We start from the raw sequence: 17,011 nt of genomic DNA on the forward strand, positions 1-17,011 counted from the left end.
CTTGCCCGACTGCGGGTTGCGCAGCGAACCGTCCGGCTGCGCCGCCCACCGCTGCGCACCCGACCCGTTGCACGTCCACCACTGCACCTTCGTGCCGTCCGCCGAGCCGCCGCCGCTCACGTCCAGGCAGCCGCCCAGCGCACGCACCGAGCCGTCACCCGGCACCTGCCACGTCTGCGCGGCGGAACCGTTGCACGTCCACAACTGCACCTGCGTACCCTCCGCGGCCACACCGCCCTTCACGTCGAGGCACTTGCCGTTCACCCCCTTCACCGCCGCGGACGCCGGCGGCGCGCCGGAGACGGTGAAGTGGAAGTCGTCGAGGTCGAAGAGCGATCCGGCGCCGCCCTTGAACACCAGGTGGAGCGTGGTGGTGCCGGCGGGCCGGTCGGTGAGGGGGGTGCTCACCTCCTGGAAGGTCTCCCAGCCTCCGGTCACCGGGACGGCGACCGTGCCCATCAGGGTGCCGGTGGGTGAGCCGGCGCGTACCTCGATGGTGCCTCCCGCGCCGCCGGACGACACCCGCGCGGTGAAGCGGGTGGCGTTGCCGAGGGCGTACGGGGTGAACGAGATCCAGTCGCCGTTCTCGATGTAGCCGACCGTCCGGCCGCCGTGCGCGGGCGCGTGGCTGACCACCTCGACGCCGGACGAGCCGCCGTAGTGCTCGCCCTGACGGTGGGTGGGCTGGCTGATGTGCTGGTCGTGGGTGGTGAGGGGCGGCTGCCCGCCCGCGCCGCCGTCCGTGTACTCCGCGTCCCACACGCCGAAGATGTTGGCGTTGGGGTCGTGCTCGCCGTCGGCGATGGTCTGCACCGTGCCGGAACATCCGGTGGCGGAGGTCTGGGGATGGCCGTGGCTGTCGTGGCCGATGATGAAGGTGACCTTCACCTTCGCGCAGTCGATGGCGGCGTCCTCGGGGTCGGTCACCGTCACCCTGAACGGCACCGCCGCGCCGGGGTCGATGATGCTGCCGTGCGCGGGGAGTTCGAGCCGCACGGTCGGGGCGGTGTTGCCGACGGTGATCTGCACCGAGGCGGTGGCCTGCTTGCCGGTGCCGTCGGTGACGGTCAGCTCGGCGGTGTAGCGCCCGTTGGCGGTGTACGTGTGGGACGGGTTCGGGCTCGTGGAGGTGGCGCCGTCGCCGAACCGCCACGCGTGGCGCAGCGTGTCGCCGTCGGGGTCGGCGGAGCCGGCGGAGGAGAAGGCCACCGTGAGCGGGGCCTTGCCCGAGGTGCGGTCGGCCGCGGCCCGGGCGACCGGCGAGCGTCCGTCCGTGACGTGTTCGATGCGGTAGAGGGCGGAGTTCTCGTCGCCGCTGAAGTAGCCGGTGCCGTAGTCGAGGACGTACAGGGCGCCGTCCGGTCCGAAGGCCATGTCCATCACCTGGGTGCCGGTCCAGGGGAAGGGGCTGATCGACTGGATGGTGCCGGAACCGTCCTGGGCGACGCGGCGGATCCACTTCCGGCCGAACTCCCCGGCGAAGAAGTTGCCGTCGTAGCTCTGGGGGAACTTGACGGCCGAGGCGGAGCCGGCGTCGTAGCGGTAGACGGGACCGGCCATGGGCGATTCCGATCCGCCGCCGAACTCGGGCACCGAGTCACCGTCGTAGGGCAGCCAGGCGGGCTGCGCGGGCGGCAGGTCGGTCAGGCCCGTGTTGCGCGGCGACGTGTTGCGGGGGGCCGCGCAGTCGAAGCGGGCACCGGAGGCCCCGGAGGCGAAGTCGTGGTCGTTGTAGGCGTCGTTGTCGCCGGTGCAGTAGGGCCAGCCGAAGTTGCCCGCCTTGGTGATGCGGTTGAACTCGACCTGCCCGGCCGGTCCTCGGGTGGCGCTCGCCGTGCCGGCGTCGGGTCCGTAGTCGCCGAGGTAGACGATGCCGGTCTGCTTGTCGACGCTCATCCGGAACGGGTTGCGGAAGCCCATGGCGTAGATCTCCGGGCGGGTCCTCGCCGTCCCGGGGGCGAAGAGGTTGCCCGCGGGCACCGTGTAGGAGCCGTCGGCCGCGACCTTGATGCGCAGGACCTTGCCGCGCAGGTCGTTGGTGTTGCCGCTGGAACGCTGGGCGTCGAAGGCGGGGTTGCGGGACGCGCGCTCGTCGAGCGGGGAGTAGCCGTCGGAGGCGAAGGGGTTGCTGTCGTCGCCGGTGCTCAGGTAGAGGTTCCCCTGGGCGTCGAAGTCGATGTCGCCGCCGACATGGCAGCAGATGCCCCGGGAGGCGGGGACGTCGAGGACCTTCTTCTCGCTCGCGGTGTCCAGGGTGCCGTCGGTGCGCAGGGTGAAGCGCGAGAGGCGGTTGACGCCGTCGAAGGGGGCGAAGTCCGCGGCGGTGCCGTCGCCGGGCGCGTCGCCGCCTGGGGTGGCGAGCTTGGGCGCGTAGTAGAGGTAGACGTGCCGGTTGGTGGTGAAGCCGGGGTCCACGCCGATGCCCTGGAGACCCTCCTCGTCGTGGCTGTACACGTCGACCCGGCCGGCGACCTTGGTGGTCCCGGCGGCGTCGGTGAGCCGCAGCGTCCCGTCGCGGGAGGTGTGCAGGACCGAACGGTCGGGCAGCACTGCCATGGTCATGGGCTCGCCGGTCTCGGCGACGCCCTTGGCGAGGGTGACCTGCTGGAACTCCTCGGCGGCGGCGGGGGCCGCCGCCTGGGCCGCCGGGACGGCCGGTGCCAGCAGGGCGGTGAGGAGCGCCAGAGCGGTGGCTCCGGCGGCTCTGCGGGCACGGAGGGATCTGTGGCGCACGGAAGTCTCCCAGGGGTGGGGGGTGCCGGCGGATCCACTGCGGATCCGCCGGGGAGAACGCGGGCGTGCGCCGTCACGCCGCTGCGGGCCGTCCGGTGTCAACTGGACTGGCACGTTTGGAAGTTAGCGCGCCGAAGGCGCGCTGCGTAAGCCCTTCGACAGAGGAATCGCCAACTTCTTCCACCCGGTGGACAAAGCATTTCCGGACACCGCCCCGGTGCGGGGGCGGGACGTCTCGTCAGGCGCCCGGCGGGCGCGTCCGGTCACCCGGCGCGGCCGGGCCGGCGCGGAAGGTCCTGCGGTAGGTGTCCGGCGGGACGCCGACGGTCCGGTGGAAGTGGCGGCGCAGCGTCGTGGCGGTGCCCATACACGTATCAAGATTCCTCCTCAACCCCGTTGCGGGCGCGTTCGACCTGAAACAAACGCGCCCGCAACGGGGTTGAGGAGGAATCTTGATACGTGGCCGAAAAGCCTGGGCCACCGCGACAGCGGTGCTCACGGTGATGGCGGCGGCGCCCGCGGTGGCGCACGCCGCCCCGGCAGCGCCCGGCACACGGACCGCGACGTCGGCGCAGGGGAACGCCGACGGGCTTCCGCCCGGGTGGCGGATCACCGGCGAGGACGGGGCGAGCCACCTGGAGTGGCGCTCACCGCGGCCGGTCCCGCACGGGGACGCCCGCGTCGAGTTCCGCGCGAACGGCGCACTGCTCGGCGTACCCGAGCCCCAGGACGACAACCGGACCTTCCGGCTCCCCCTCGACGGGGTGAGCGCCGCCGACCTGGACGATCTGCGGGTCGAGGCGGCCGGCCGCCGGCTCGACGCGGCCGCCGGCACCGGGAAGCACCGGGCGACGAAGCCCACCATCGTGAGGCTGCCGCCCGTCCAGCCCGCCGGAGCCGTCGACCCCGGCGCCAAGGGCCCGTACGCGACGACCACCGGCGAGTACGACCTGCCGTCCGTCAAGCTCCCCGGCATGTCCGAGCCCGTCGAGATGCGCGGTCTGGTCGTGGCGCCGAAGGACGCGACCGGTGAGCGGCCCGTCGCCCTCTTCCTGCACGGCCGCCACGCCACCTGCTACGTCCCCGGCAGGGGCGGCGACGAGGTGACCATCGACTGGCCCTGTGCCAAGGGCGCGCAGCCGATCCCCAGCCACAAGGGGTACCTGCGCGACCAGCAACTGCTCGCCTCACAGGGGTACGTCACCGTCTCGATCTCCGCCAACGGCATCAACGGCCAGGACGGCGGCATCGAGGACAGCGGCGCCCAGGCCCGCTCCTCGCTGGTGCGCAGCCACCTCGCCCGCTGGGCCGACTGGGCCGCCGACCCCGCATCCGCGCCCGCCGCGGTGCGGAAGACCCCGAAGCCGGACCTGTCCCGGGTGCTCCTCGTCGGGCACTCCCGCGGCGGCGAGGGCGTCAACCGCGCGGCCATGGACAGCCTCTATCCTCCGCCGCCCGCCCAGGACGGCGCGCCCGGCGACGCCCGCTGGACGATCCGCGGCACGGTCCTCATCGGTCCCACGATCTTCGGCCAGAACCCGGTCGCCGACGTCCCCTCGCTCACCATCCTGCCGGGCTGCGACGGCGACGTCTCCGACCTCCAGGGCCAGGTCTACGCCGACGGCACCCGCGGAGTGAGCCGGGGCAAGGCCCTGCACAGCTCGGTCTACATGGTCGGCGCCAACCACAACTACTTCAACAGCGAGTGGACCCCCGGCCAGGCCGCGGCCCCCGCCGACGACGACTTCTGGCACGACCCCGAGGCCCCGGACCCGCTCTGCTCCCCCGGCCGGGCGGGCCGCCTCACCGCGGACCAGCAGCACAGGGCCGGCGCCACCTACATCGCCGCCGCCGCGCGGCTGTTCGTCGACGGCGACGACCGCGTACGCGAGCTCGTCGACGGCACCGGACGCCGCGCGCCCTCCGCCGACCCGGCCCGGGTGCTGACCCACGCGGTCGGCGGCCACCGGAGCGCCGGCTTCCTGCCGGACGACCCGCTGAAGGTCTCCGGCGCCCGCCTCTGCGACGCCGTCGCACCCGGCGGCTCCGCCTGCCTCGGTGAGGGCGTCATCGGCTCCTCGCCGCACTTCGCCTACTGGCGCCCGGAGCACGAGGCCGGCCGCCGCGCGATCGCCCTCGCCTGGACCGCCCCGGGCACACCCGCCCGCGTGACGCCCGAGAAGCCGCTCTCCGCCAAGGGCTCGACGTCGCTCGCCCTGCGCATCGCCGTCCCGCCGAACAGCCGGGGCACCCAGTTCGACGTGGCCGTGAAGGACGCGACGGGCAAGCGTGCGGCCCTGGGACGCGTCCGCGTCGACGGCCTGCCCGGCACCGACCGCACCTCCTCCTACTGGGCCCAGGAGGTCCGCGTCCCGCTCACCGCGGCGAACACCGCGAAGCTCGATCTCACGCAGCTCGCCTCCCTCGAACTGCTCCCCGTCTCGCGCTCCGGCAAGGCCTGGTTGATGGACGCCTGGGCCTGGCAGCCGGGCACCCCCGCCGTCGAGGCCGCGCCGCTCACCCGCGTCGACCTCGGCCGCCTCACCGTCGAGGAGGGCGACTCCGGCACCCGCACCTACACGGTGCCCGTCCGCACCACCGGCGAGAGCACGGGCACGGTCCGCCTCTACGTCGTCGACCCGGCGACCGGTGCCACCACCAACCGCCTGGTCCAGGTCGGCCCCGGCACGGCGGGCATCGACGTCCAGGTCGAGGTCACCGGCAACACCCGCTACGGCTGGGGCACCGCGCACGACGTCCTGGTCAAGGCCGTCACGGGCACCGTCGTCGGCGCCGACTCCGGCGGCGTCACCGCGACCGAGGACGACCCCCTGCCGAAGGTCACCGTCAAGCCGGTGGCCGCCGACGTCACCGAGGGCCGGCCGCTGACCTGGCGGGTCTCCCTCTCCGAGCCGGCTGACGTCGAGATCCCCGTCGTGGCCGAGCTGTCCGCCGTCCCGGACGGCCGAGCGGAGCTCTCCACGGCCGACGTCGACCAGGACTGGCTGCGCATGCTCGTGGAAGAGATCCCGAACCCGGCCGTCCCGCTCTCGGAGCTGGAGTACCGCACCCTCTGGACCGCGGTCCCGGCCGGTGAGACCACCGCCGACCTGACCGTCCCGACCGTCCGCGACCGGCTGCGTGAGCCGGCCGAGTACGTCCGCCTCCAGCTCATCGACGACGAGGGCAGCCCGACCGGGCAGCCCTTCGAAGGCACCGTCCGCAACGTGCCGTAGCCCTCCTGGGCCCACGCCCCCACGGCCTCACGGCCTCCGGGTGAAGGAGCACCACACCACCTTGTCCGGCTCGCGCTCGTCGACACCCCAGGTGTCGGCGAGCGCGCCGACGATCAGCAGCCCACGCCCCGACTCCTCACCGAGCCCGGGCCCACCCGGAATCGCCGGCCGTCCGTCCCCGCTGTCGTGCACCTCGACGCGGAGACGGCGGCCGGCGTCCTCGTTCACCAGCCGCACCAGATAGCCGCGTCCGGGCGGCACCCCGTGCACGAGTGCATTGGCCGTCCGCGTTGAACACCCCACGCCAGGCCGAATGCCTCTCGGAGACCACTTTGCGCCAGTACCGACCGTTCACACGCCCCCTCAGCCAACAGGGTAGACAAAGTTGACGTGAGAGTTCACGAAGCTCCTCACGGATTGAAACCCTCTGCCATCAAGCACCGCGCATACGCTCGTACCTTTTCCCTGGAATCCGCGCTCGCACCGGCGGCAGGACTCAGGTATGCGGGGAGTATCGAAACCGACCAAATCCTGAGCGCAAGCGAGAGGTCACCCGTAGTTGATCTACCTAGAATCCGAAGGCAACCGAGCAAGATTCGCCGAATCACTTCGGAGTTCGCGGCAACCCCCTCACTCGGGGCAGAGAAGATCAGGGCCTGCGTGAGGCGCGAAAGCTGAATGTCAGATCCCGCCACGACCATCCTCTCGACATCATTCGAGGAAAATCCAGCCACCCCACAAGACCACATCACCAGCGCCGCAAGTGAGATCTCGTGCGGAGCCCCATACCCAAGGCTTTCAAAGATTGACGCTTCACTACGCGAGATTTTACTCAGGTTTTCGATCTGATCGAGAATTGCGGCCAACTCATCCTCGATCCCAGCAACGAACGATTGAAAGCTACGGGCTTCCACCGGCACCAGGTAGCCCGAATACCTGACGGCAGAAATCTCCAGGACGCCACCGAGCGGTCCAAAGATTTCCCTGGCCACCAATTCTCGACTCACAAAATCACCCTACGAGACTAGAAGTTCCCCATGAAATGCTCCATGACCGCTTGAGCCTGCGGAAGATGACGCAGTTGGGCATTGAGCAACGGAAGGTCACTTGAGGAGTTGACGAAATACTCCGGAAGATTCCCAGCCGGCCCCTCATGCAGACGCAACCACGCCTCGGCCCGATCGGCGGGGACCTCGACCCGAACCACCGTGCCAGATGGTCCAGCGTATTGAGTCGCCGCACGATTGAAATCATCCGTCAAATATATACCAGCATTCGGCGTGTACTCCCGCTTCACGTTCACATCAGGATCCAACGAAAAACTATCACCCTTCCACTCCTGAGCGCCGTGGTACAGCACTTTGTACGGAGAAAGACCCAAACGGTCGATCTCCGCATAAGGGTTGACAACATAGGTGACCGGATTGGATGCAGGAGCAATACCCAGTGGGTCCACAGAGCCGTATCGGGCTACAACTGGGTCGTAATATCGGAAATAGTTGTAGTGAAACCCGCTCTCTGAATCGAAATACTGTCCCGGGAATCTCATCGGAGTGTAGGCTGCGGCGTCAGCACGCCAAGCCGTCAGACCCCATAGGGACGAGCGCGCAAGCCACACAATTCTTCCACGCTCATCGGAAAGTTCAGCAGGTGTACCGGATGAGCTCGACAGAACATGGAGGATTCGCGTGCGCCCTGCCGGTCGATTGGACTGTTGGAACAGGCGCTCCACTTGAATTATCGGCCCGCGATTCCCGTCGTCCCACGTCAGTACGACCACATGCGGGGCCTCCATCCGGAAGGTCGTCTCCTCGCACAGCGTCGCCCCGTCCCACGTGAACCCCACCTCCTCCACGACGGCCTCCCCGTCGCCCCCCATCCGCCGCTTCGCGGTCCGCCGCCCCAGGGCGTCGTACGCGTAGTGCCACACCACCCCCTCCGGGGTGACGGCGGACGTCATGCGGTCCTCGGCGTCCCACGTGTACCGCCAGGTCGCCGGCTTCTTCGAGGGGCGGGGCTTCTGGCGGAGGGTGACGCGGCCGAGGGGGTCGTGTTCGTAGCGGACGCGGCCCGCGCGGGTGAGGGTGGTGCCGGTGTAGTCGCGGGTGCCGACGGCCTCCTGGCCTGGGTGTTCCGCGGGCCACGAGGCCTCGGTCTGGTTGCCCGCCGCGTCGTAGGCGTAGCGCTCGGTCCAGTTCGCCGCGTGGACGGCGGTGACCCGGCCGATCGGGTCGAGGTCGAAGGTCTTCGTGCCGTTCAACTGGTCCGTGAGCGACACCAGATGGCCGTCGGCCCGGTACGCGTAGTCGCGGCGCTGGATGCTGCGGCCCGCGGCTCCGGTCACCTGCTGGCCGGTGAGGCGGCCGAGCGCGTCGTACTCGTTGGTGAAGGAGAGGGTGTCGCCGATCCGCCGGGCGACTTCCTGCCCCGCCGCGTCGTGCTCGAACGTGATCGTCCGGCCGGCCGTGGTCAGGGTGTTGCGGCGGCCGGCCGCGTCGTACGTCCAGGTGCTGACCGCGCCCGTCGGTGTGGTCCGGCCCGTGCGGCGGCCCAGTTCGTCGTAGGTGAAGGTGATGGTCCGCCCGTTCACCGTCTCGCTGACGAGCCTGCCGAACCGGTCGCGGAGGAAGGTCACCGTCGCGTCCGGGTTCACCACCTCTGCGAGGCCGTCGGTGAGGTCGTACGCGAACGTCGTGACCTTGCCCGCCGCGTCCTTGCGGACCACCCGGCCGAGGACGTCCCGCTCGTAGCGGATCGTCTGCCCGAGAACGTCGGTGCGGGAGATCAGGGCCCCGGCGGCGTCCCGCTCGTACGAGAGCAGCCGGTCGTCGAAGTCGGACTCGGATATCAGGCGTCCGGCTGCGTCGTAGCCGTAGTCCCAGGTCAGACCCTGCGGATTCCGCACCTGGGTGAGACGCAGCCCGTGGTCGTGGGTGAACTCGTACCGCACGCCGTCCGGGCCCGTGCGGGCGGTGAGCAGGTCGAAGTGGGTGTACTCGAAGCGGGAGACCTGGCCGAGCGGGTCGGTGTGGGCGACGCAGTTGCCCTCGCCGTCGTACGTCCAGGACTGCTCGCTGCCGTCGGCCTCGACGCGGCGGGCGAGCTTGCCCTCCGTCGTCCACACGAAGTGCGTGACCGATCCCAGGGGGTCGGCGATCGACGAGGGCCTGCCGAAGGCGTCCCGTTCGACCCGGGTGACCGCGCCGAGCGGGTCGCTGATCTCGACGGGCAGGCCGGCGGCGTCGCAGCGCACCCGCGTGGTGTTGCCGAGTCCGTCCGTGGCCGAGGTGAGGCGCCCTGCGTCGTCGTAGGTCCAGCGGGCGACCGTGCCGTTCGGCGCGACCGCCTCCGTGCGGTTGCCGCGCTCGTCGTAGGCGTACCGGAGCACCGTGCGGTCCGGGTTGACGATGCGCACGGGCAGCCCGAGGGTGTCGTACTCCGCCTCCGTGCCGCGGCCGTCCGGGCGGACGGCGGTCAGCGGGCGGCCCGCCGCGTCGTAGGTGAAGCGTGAGGTCCGGCCCAGCGGGTCCGTGTGGCGGAGCAGGTGGTTGCGGTGGTCGCGCTCGTAGCGGGTGACGGCACCCACCGGGTCGGTCTCCTCGACCACCTGATGGGCTTCGTTGATCACGTACCGGGAGACGGCGCCCGACCCGGTGGTGGTCGTGGTGACCCGCAGGCCCGTGTCCGGGTGCGGGTCACCGTAGTCGACATGGAGCGTGACATGGCCCGCTTCGCCCTGCTCGGCGACGCAGCGGTCCAGGTCGTCGTACGTGTAGTCGTAGCGGCTGTCGTTGGTGTCGGTCCACGAGGTGACCCGGCCGCGCTCGTCGTAGCTGAAACGCAGCGGCAGGCCGGAGGAGTTGACGACCTCGGTGAGGTGTCCGCCGGTGTACCCGTAGCGGAGGATCTGCTGATCACTTCCGTCGGCCGCGCCCCCGGCCAGGGCCAGGGAGCAGACGCGTCCGGCCTCCGTGGCGATCACCAGGCGGTAGCCCCCACTGTGGACGATCGAGGTGGGAGCGCCCGCCTCGTCGTACTCGAAGGTGAGCCGGTGGCCGTTGCGGTCGTCGACCTGGACGAGGAGCGCGCAGTCCTCCGTCAGCGGGGAGAAGCGCAGGACACGGCCGCTGTCCGGGTCGGTGACGCTGTAGTCGCCGTCCGGGGAGCGGTCCAGCGGCCAGGGTGCGCCGTACCCCGGCAGGACCGGAACACCCGGTGCGGGATGGGGGTAGGCGATGAGCCGGCCGTCCTCGCGAACGAAGACGACGCCTTCCGCATCGATCTCCAGCCGCTGGTCCACGGTCGATGCCCAGGACGGGCCGAACCACTGCCCCGAGCGGTAGTCGGAGGCGACACGGCGGTGGAACGCGAGAGGAAGGACGCCGGGCAGGACGAGGTCCGTCTGCGGCAGGTACATGACGCCGGTCGCCAGGTCGATCGGGTCGGACGCGCCGTTCTCGACGGCGTGTTCGGGGCGGGACGTGCCCGCCGGGTTCTCCCGGGCGGCCTTCTGCGCGGCAGACTCCGCGCCCTCCGTCAGGGCGTGCTTGGCTCCGCTGCGCATGCCCGCGGTGGCGAGCCCCTTGACCGCTCCCGCGCCCTTGGTGCCGACGATCTCGGGGACCAGACGGCCGAGGAATTCGGACGGGTCGCCCTTCGCGGCCTCCCAGGCGTTCTTCAGCGCGCGGTCGGGATTGGCGGCGGTGGAGACGAGGCCGGCGAGCGTCATGTTGACGCCTTTGTAGTACTCGGCGGGGTGGGTCAGGTTGTACGGGTCGATCGGGTTGACGGAGCGGACGAAGTTGACGATGCCGGCGGTGCCCTTGATGATGCCGCCGCCGAAGTGGGTCAGCTCGATGCTCTGGCCGAGGGCCATGTCAGTCATTTCGAGCTTGAGCTTCTCGCGGCCGGTGGGCTCCTCGGGCGCATGGGCCATCGCCGCCGTGACCGAGCTCTTGGCGGTCTCCCCCGCGGTGTTGCGGGCAGCGCGGGCGTCGGCCAGGATCTCCCGGGCCCGGGCCCGTTTCTGCTTGCCCGGGTCGGAGAATTTGCCCGGGTGCGGAAGCGGGCTGTCTCCGTTGCGGGCCGCGTTGTAGGCGTCGACCTTCTTGTTGAAGGCGTCGACGGCCGTCTTCGAGTCGCTCTCCCCCTCCTTGAAGAGGGCGATCGCCTCGCGCGCCTTGCCCTGCGCCCCGACCATCGCCTTCGAGTAGCTCTCCAGCGCCTTCGCCGCGTCTCCGAACGCGTCGGCAGCCCGCAGCCAGTCCGTCGGCAGGGGAGCGAACTTCTTCCGGAACGCCTCGGCGGCCTCGCCCTTCCAATTCTTCGAGTCCAGACGCTTCATCCCCGCGCCGACGAGGCCGAACGCGGCCTGGAAGTCCCGCAGGTTCTTCACGGTGGCCGCGATCTTGTCCGGCTTGCCGTGGACCAGTTCGTCGGCCTCCTCCGTCTGCCCGAGCTGCTTCTCCCCGACCTCCGCGCCGAGGGAGGAAGCCGTGGCGTCGCCCCAGTCCTCGACGTCATCGGCGAGCGAGTCGTAGCCGTGGTGGCGGAGCCCCTGACCGGCCTTGTCGGTGACGTAGTCGACGCCCTCGCCGACGAGTTCCTTGCCCTTGTCGATCCCGCTGTCGACGGTGTCGACAATCTTGTCGGTCGCCTTGCCGGCCAGGTCGCCGACGATCCCCCAGTCCGGCATCAGCGGTCGTCTCCCCAGCGCGGCTCCTCGGCCTGCGCGATCGCGCCCTCTGACGGGTCGAAGGTCTCCCGCTGCTGCCGGTCGATGACCGCGCGCTCCTCCTCCGTGATGATCCCCGAACGCTCCATCGCGTCCATCTGGGCGTCCATCACGTCGTAACCGGTGTCCCGCCAGGTCTGCTTGACCTCTTCGTGCGCCTGGGAGAAGGACTCGCCGCTCCAGTCCGCGTCGTCCCACGTCCGCTGGTCGCGGATGGTCTCCCAGTCCATCCGCTTGACCTCGTCCTCGGACAGGTGCGGATTCCCGTTCAGGGAGTTCACACCGATCTTGATCGTGTCCTTGACGTACTGCTCCTGTTCGGCGAACGAGCCCGCCGAGAGCCCGACGCCCTGGGCGAAGGCGTTCCCCTCGAGCGTCAGCGCGCGCACGCCCCACTCCCACCGCGCGCAGAAGGTCTCGAACGTGCCCGTCAGACCGCCGTGTCCGAGCTCCAGCCCCGACAGCGCCAGATCGGAGAAGCCGCGTCCCGTGGACGCCTCACCGATCATGCCGAGCTCCTTGAGCTCGGCATGCGCCAGATCGATACCGGCGGCGATCGCCGCCAGCGCCAGTTCCGATGCCCGCAGTTCGGGCTCGCCACCGCTCATCGCGACCCCCCGAGATCCACTGCGACGGCGTCCGGCACGATGCCCGCGACCGGCGGGAACAGCATGCCGCCGTCGGCGCCCGCGTCCAGCGCGACTCCCGCCGGCCCTGGCAGCATCGGCACCATCACGTCCAGCAGGCGTGCGCCCAGCACCGTCCGGTAGGTCCGGACGCGGCCGGCTTCCCCGCGGGCGCGGGCGAAGTCCGCGAGGGCCGCCTCGTCCGAAAAGGCGCAGATCCACCGCACTCCGCCGAAGTCGGCCGTCCAGAGGCTGTCGTGCTCGTCGAAGGGCACCAGCACCGCCGTCCGCCGGAAGTCACCGAGCAGGCGCGCGAAGTCCTTGCGCGCGCGGGCGACATCGCCGGCGACGGCCTCAGCGCCGACGGCCGCGGCTGCAGCCGTGTCTGTGTCCGCTTCTGCTTCTGCTTCAACCGTGGCTTCCACGTCGGCCGAGGCGTCGACGTCGGCTGCGGTTTCCGCGCTGCCGGCCGCCTCGACAGTGGTCGGCGGCATGTGCGGTGACGCCGCTTCGAGCAGTCGGTCCAGACCCGAGGCAGGACGCTGCCCCGCCATTTCATCCCCGTTGTCCATCACTCGGGAGATGCTGTCAGCAGCGCTTTCCACGAGCAATCAGATAATCGGACAGACCTTCCATGGTGCCGTGCATCACACGTCAGGCGCCTGCTCCCCACCTGCTTCACGTACGCACATGCAACAACACCCGTGCGCACAGAAGCGATCGGAAGGACGCGCCGCGCATAATGCCGGGACGTCCTGGCGCATCGCCGAAAGAGAGGGAGCAAGCCATGACCGCAGACACCGGCCGGGTGATCGGCACCATCACCGTCTCGGCCGACGGGTACACCGCCGGGCACCACCAGACCGAGGAGCGCCCCTTCGGTGACGACGGGGGCGACGGGTCGGGCGCCGTGCTCCACGCCTGGATGTTCGAGACCCCGGACGAGAACAGGGCCGAGATCGAGCGGTTCGGCGAGGCTCAGGCGTACATCATGGGGCGCAACATGTTCGGTCCCGTGCGCGGCGGCTGGGACCGGCCGTGGGACGGCTGGTGGGGCGACGAACCCCCTTTTCACTCACCGGTGTTCGTCCTCACCCACCACGCCCGCGAGCCGCAGCCGATGGCCGGCGGCACGACCTTCCACTTCGTCACCGACGGCATCACCGCCGCCCTGGCTCGCGCCCGCGCATCGGCCGGGGACGGCGAGGTCGCGGTCGTCGGCGGCGCCACAACCCTCAACCAGTACCTCGCCGCCGGCCTGATCGACGAACTCCGCCTCGCCATCTCCCCGGTCACCCTCGGCAGCGGCACCCGCCTCTTCGAGGGCGTCCCGCCCCTGAAGCTGGAACAGCTCTCCTCCCGCGCGGCGAGCCTGGTCACGCACCTGACCTACCGCGTCCTGCGCTGACCGGCCGGGAGCACGCGCCGAGACGCACGCGCGGTACCGCGCTGCCCGCCGGGTCATGCCGCGCGTCTGATCACCGCCGGTCCGAGGAGTCGCCTCACGAGTTCCCCTTCGACTCGCGTGGATCGGAATCCCTGGCCGCGTACGGCCTCCGCGGCACTCTTCGCCTCCGCGAGAGTCAGGCCCAGAGCGTCCCGGAATGCCTTCAGGACCCGCCCGGAGTTCCGAGCGTCGTTCCTGAAAAGCAGCACAACCTCACCGTGCTCCGCAACGAGCGCCGCCCGGACATCCGCAGGAGCAGGCCCCCAGTCACCGTCGCACGCGATCGTCCCGCAGCGGGCGCACGAGTAGTCGGCCTCCCAGCGGAGCCGGTTCGCCCGGATGAGTTGCACGACCCACCGCTCACTCTCGGCCCCGCATGTCCCGCATGCGCTCACCGTACGAACCGCCTGCTCGTCCATCTCTGCTCTCTCCCGCCCCGCGTCGATATCAACCCCACCGAACAGTGGTTCGTTGGCCCCGGGCGCGAAGGCGCCCCTGGTGGACGCCGTCCTCGCCGATGGCCGCCACGCGGGCGCGCTCCAGTAGGAGGGCCGGGGTGCCAAGGCATCGTGCGGATGCCCCTACAGCTCGGAGAACGGCCGCTCCGTACCCCAGTCGAACGCGTACGCCCGGTGCCGCGAGCAGTACGTGACCCGTCCGGCGCGGCTCTCCCGCCCCAGCTCCGCGAGCAGGAACTCCTCCATGACCAGGGCCGCGACCTCCGGCAGGTAATCGGCCAGGGGATACGCGAGGGAGTCCACGACGACGGCCACGCCACCCGGACGGTCCTCGGCCGGCTCCCTGCCGCACAGGCTGACGCCCAGGCACAGCCAGGCGAGATCCTGCCCATGGACACCGCCCTTCGGAAGCACGAGCCACACACCTCTGCCGACGACGATCCCGGCGGGCGGCCTGCTCGTCACGGGCCTCAACTCCGGTGACAGGTCCGCCGCCAGACCACAGATCGGGCTCCTGAAGCGGAATCTGGTCTGCACGGGATCACCTCAGTGGAACCAGGCGACGAGACGGACGTTCTCCGCTCCATGGAGTTCGCCGAGGACGCGCATGACGTCCCACACCGGTCCCCAGTGCGTGTCCGGTCCTGCGGCTGACGCCCGGCTGCACCTGCCGGAGGCGTCCGTCTCCTGCCAGTCGACGGCAGCCAGTTCGGCCCAGCTCAGCCATGTCGTGCCGTAGACGTCCGGGGGGCCGCCGTATCCGGCGTACATCTCACGCAGCCCGTCAGACACGTCGTCCGGCAGGCCCCGGTCCTCCGCCAGGGGTCGGAAGCCGAAGGTATTGCGGATCCCGAAGAGGCAGGCCAGGCCGTCGTAGGCGTTGCCGGTGTTCAGCAGAAGGAGGTCGATACCGGCCTCCCAGACGGTGTCCTCGTCGTCGTGACCCCAGATACGGGCTCCCGGACGGCACTCGATCATTCCGCTGACATCGGTCGACATGGCCACGAGCGTGCCTGCCGGGCCGAGGAACGGCATCCGGTTTTTCGCCGCGGCGTCCGGTCCGGGCGGCACCGGGCAGGCGCACCCGACCGCTCGCAATGCCGCGAGCCCTGCTGTCGGCCCAGCCGTCAGCACTCCCCCGCCCGGCTCGTCACCTGGTGCGTGAACTCCGGGAGCCGCACCTTCGAGGACTCGCCCAGTCCGCCCGGGGCCACGGTCTCGGCCCAGCCGGTGTGGGCGCGGGTGACGTCCATGCAGAACCAGGCACTCGCCCCGTCGGCGGACACCGCGTACCGGGCGTGGTCCGCCGTCGCCTCGCCCGGCACCTCGGCGGACACCCCGAACTGCGGGGCGTCGCCGCTGCCTTGCTCCACGATCTCCTGCCGGACCTTGATGCCGCAGGCGCCGTCGAAGTCCTCGGGGGTGTCGGGTCCGTCGAGCGGGCTGCCGTGTGCGGAACTGCCGCTCAGGGAGGCGATGGCGCCCTCGACCGCCGAGCTCAGCTCCTCGTCGCTCCACCCGATGTCGTCCTGCGCCTTCAGCCCCTGGAACCCGGTGAAGATCCCCCCGGCTGCCATCGCGACCAGCAGGAGACGTGCCACGACGAAGGAGGCGTTCGAGACGTCGGGGGCCGTGGGGCGCGGTCATCCGGCGGGGCCGCCCGGACATCCCGCCACGGCGTCCGCGATGCGTGCCGTCTCCGCGTGCCAGTGGGGGTGTTCGGCCCAGAACTCCGGCGGCTGCGCGGCCACCGCCGCGAGCAGGTCGTCCTCGAACCAGCCTCCGGTCGCCTGCCGCGGCAGCGAGGCGCGCAGGAGGTCGAGCGCGACGGGGACCAGGACCGCCGCGCCCACGCGCTGGCCGAGGAGGCGGATCATGTCCCAGGTGCCGAGCGCTCCGACCGGGCGGCGGCGCAGCGCGTGGACAGCCTCGACCAGAGCGGTCACCGGCGGCCCGGGAGCCGGCCAGACGTCACCCTCCAACTCCTCCAACGACCGCGCCGTGTCGATGCCGTGCGCGGGGAGCGGGGGTGGCGGGGCCGCCTCGGGACGCACGGCGCGATCGACGTTCCACCGCACGGGCAGGTCCGCGTCGCAGACTGCGCAGACGTAGTGGTCGTCCTTGACGACGCAGGTGGTGCCGCACTCCTCGCAGCGGCGGAAGACCACCGCATGGGTGAAGTGTGCCGGGCGGGCGAGAGCGCAGGCGTCCAGAGCAGCCGCGACGCGGGGGAAGGACGCCGGCTCCGGGCAGTAGCCCGTCGAGAAGTTGGAGATCTCCTCGACCTCCCAGCCGCCGGAGTCCGGACGGAACAGGACCTCGCCCGCCCCGTGGACCGGGAGCCGCCCGGCGCAGGCGACATGCTCCGAACGCCGGGGGGCCAGGCGCAGCAGGCCGTCGGCGCCGACGGTGTACGTGAAGGGCTGCGCCAGGTCCGCCGCGGTCTGCTCCGCAGCCCAGCGCGCGAACTCCTCACGGGTGGCGACCGGGACGCCGCCGGGCGAGTCAGGGGCCGCGGCCGCGAGCTCGGGTGGTCCGATGTACGGGTACAGAAGCGGACCAGGCCCGGTGTCGCGAAGCGGGCGCGGCCCGGCATCCCGCAGCGGGTGCCGCCCGGCGGSGTCSCGGTCGCCACCCGTGAGGAGTTCGCGCGCTGGGCTGCGGAGCAGACCGCGGCGGACCTGGCGCAGCCCTTCACGTACACCGTCGGCGCCGACGGCCTGCTGCGCCTGGCCCCCCGGCGTTCGGAGCATGTCGCCTGCGCCGGGCGGCTCCCG

Annotated in this window: 12 protein-coding genes and 2 pseudogenes; 3 read left to right on the forward strand and 11 right to left on the reverse strand. The window is 71.0% G+C overall.

Going from position 1 to position 17,011, the window contains the following annotated elements:
• Window positions 1–2,733 (reverse strand): PQQ-dependent sugar dehydrogenase (locus EAO77_RS19170; protein WP_187283307.1); only part of this gene is annotated, 2,733 nt, incomplete at its 3' end.
• 238 nt (window positions 2,734–2,971) lie between these two features.
• A pseudogene (locus EAO77_RS19175) lies at window positions 2,972–3,106 on the reverse strand (AraC family transcriptional regulator); the annotation flags it as partial.
• A 79-nt stretch (window positions 3,107–3,185) separates the two neighbouring features.
• Here EAO77_RS19175 and EAO77_RS19180 point away from each other — a divergent pair.
• Window positions 3,186–5,969: a hypothetical protein gene (locus EAO77_RS19180; RefSeq protein WP_147989508.1), complete on the forward strand. Its 2,784-nt coding sequence runs from the start codon at window positions 3,186–3,188 to the stop codon at window positions 5,967–5,969.
• A 27-nt stretch (window positions 5,970–5,996) separates the two neighbouring features.
• Here EAO77_RS19180 and EAO77_RS19185 read toward each other — a convergent pair whose 3' ends face one another.
• The 5 genes from EAO77_RS19185 to EAO77_RS40120 all read right to left on the reverse strand — a co-directional run bounded on the left by EAO77_RS19185 (window position 5,997) and on the right by EAO77_RS40120 (window position 12,940).
• A complete protein-coding gene (locus tag EAO77_RS19185; RefSeq protein ID WP_147989509.1) occupies window positions 5,997–6,284 on the reverse strand; it encodes an ATP-binding protein in 288 nt (95 codons plus the stop codon).
• 95 nt (window positions 6,285–6,379) lie between these two features.
• Window positions 6,380–6,976 carry a hypothetical protein gene (locus EAO77_RS19190; RefSeq protein ID WP_147989510.1) on the reverse strand — a complete coding sequence of 199 codons (597 nt, stop codon included), beginning with the start codon at window positions 6,974–6,976 and terminating at the stop codon, window positions 6,380–6,382.
• A gap of 17 nt (window positions 6,977–6,993) precedes the next feature.
• Window positions 6,994–11,664, reverse strand: coding sequence for a putative T7SS-secreted protein (locus EAO77_RS19195; protein ID WP_261994024.1), 4,671 nt, complete (start codon window positions 11,662–11,664; stop codon window positions 6,994–6,996).
• Window positions 11,664–12,311: a hypothetical protein gene (locus EAO77_RS19200; RefSeq protein WP_147989511.1), complete on the reverse strand. Its 648-nt coding sequence runs from the start codon at window positions 12,309–12,311 to the stop codon at window positions 11,664–11,666. Before EAO77_RS19200 ends, EAO77_RS19195 begins: the two co-directional genes overlap by 1 nt.
• A complete protein-coding gene (locus tag EAO77_RS40120; RefSeq protein WP_261994025.1) occupies window positions 12,308–12,940 on the reverse strand; it encodes an SseB family protein in 633 nt (210 codons plus the stop codon). The genes EAO77_RS19200 and EAO77_RS40120 overlap by 4 nt, the downstream gene beginning before the upstream one ends.
• 176 nt (window positions 12,941–13,116) lie before the next feature.
• On the opposite strand from EAO77_RS40120, the gene EAO77_RS19210 reads away from it, so the two are divergent.
• Window positions 13,117–13,737 carry a dihydrofolate reductase family protein gene (locus tag EAO77_RS19210; RefSeq protein ID WP_147989512.1) on the forward strand — a complete coding sequence of 207 codons (621 nt, stop codon included), beginning with the start codon at window positions 13,117–13,119 and terminating at the stop codon, window positions 13,735–13,737.
• A 620-nt stretch (window positions 13,738–14,357) separates the two neighbouring features.
• Here the strand turns inward: EAO77_RS19210 and EAO77_RS19215 are convergent.
• The 4 genes from EAO77_RS19215 to EAO77_RS40125 form a co-directional block, all read right to left on the reverse strand.
• Window positions 14,358–14,771: a hypothetical protein gene (locus EAO77_RS19215; protein ID WP_147989513.1), complete on the reverse strand. Its 414-nt coding sequence runs from the start codon at window positions 14,769–14,771 to the stop codon at window positions 14,358–14,360.
• A 9-nt stretch (window positions 14,772–14,780) separates the two neighbouring features.
• Window positions 14,781–15,233 carry a hypothetical protein gene (locus EAO77_RS19220; RefSeq protein ID WP_147989514.1) on the reverse strand — a complete coding sequence of 151 codons (453 nt, stop codon included), beginning with the start codon at window positions 15,231–15,233 and terminating at the stop codon, window positions 14,781–14,783.
• A gap of 128 nt (window positions 15,234–15,361) precedes the next feature.
• On the reverse strand, window positions 15,362–15,835 hold the full coding sequence (locus tag EAO77_RS19225) for a hypothetical protein (protein ID WP_147989515.1): 474 nt from the start codon (window positions 15,833–15,835) through the stop codon (window positions 15,362–15,364).
• 42 nt (window positions 15,836–15,877) lie between these two features.
• On the reverse strand, window positions 15,878–16,402 hold the full coding sequence (locus tag EAO77_RS40125; protein ID WP_261994026.1) for a contact-dependent growth inhibition system immunity protein: 525 nt from the start codon (window positions 16,400–16,402) through the stop codon (window positions 15,878–15,880).
• Between the two features lie 426 nt (window positions 16,403–16,828).
• Here EAO77_RS40125 and EAO77_RS41375 point away from each other — a divergent pair.
• Window positions 16,829–17,011 (forward strand): annotated as a pseudogene (locus EAO77_RS41375) (hypothetical protein); the annotation flags it as partial.

This window comes from Streptomyces sp. T39, assembly GCF_008042045.1.
Classification (GTDB): domain Bacteria; phylum Actinomycetota; class Actinomycetes; order Streptomycetales; family Streptomycetaceae; genus Streptomyces.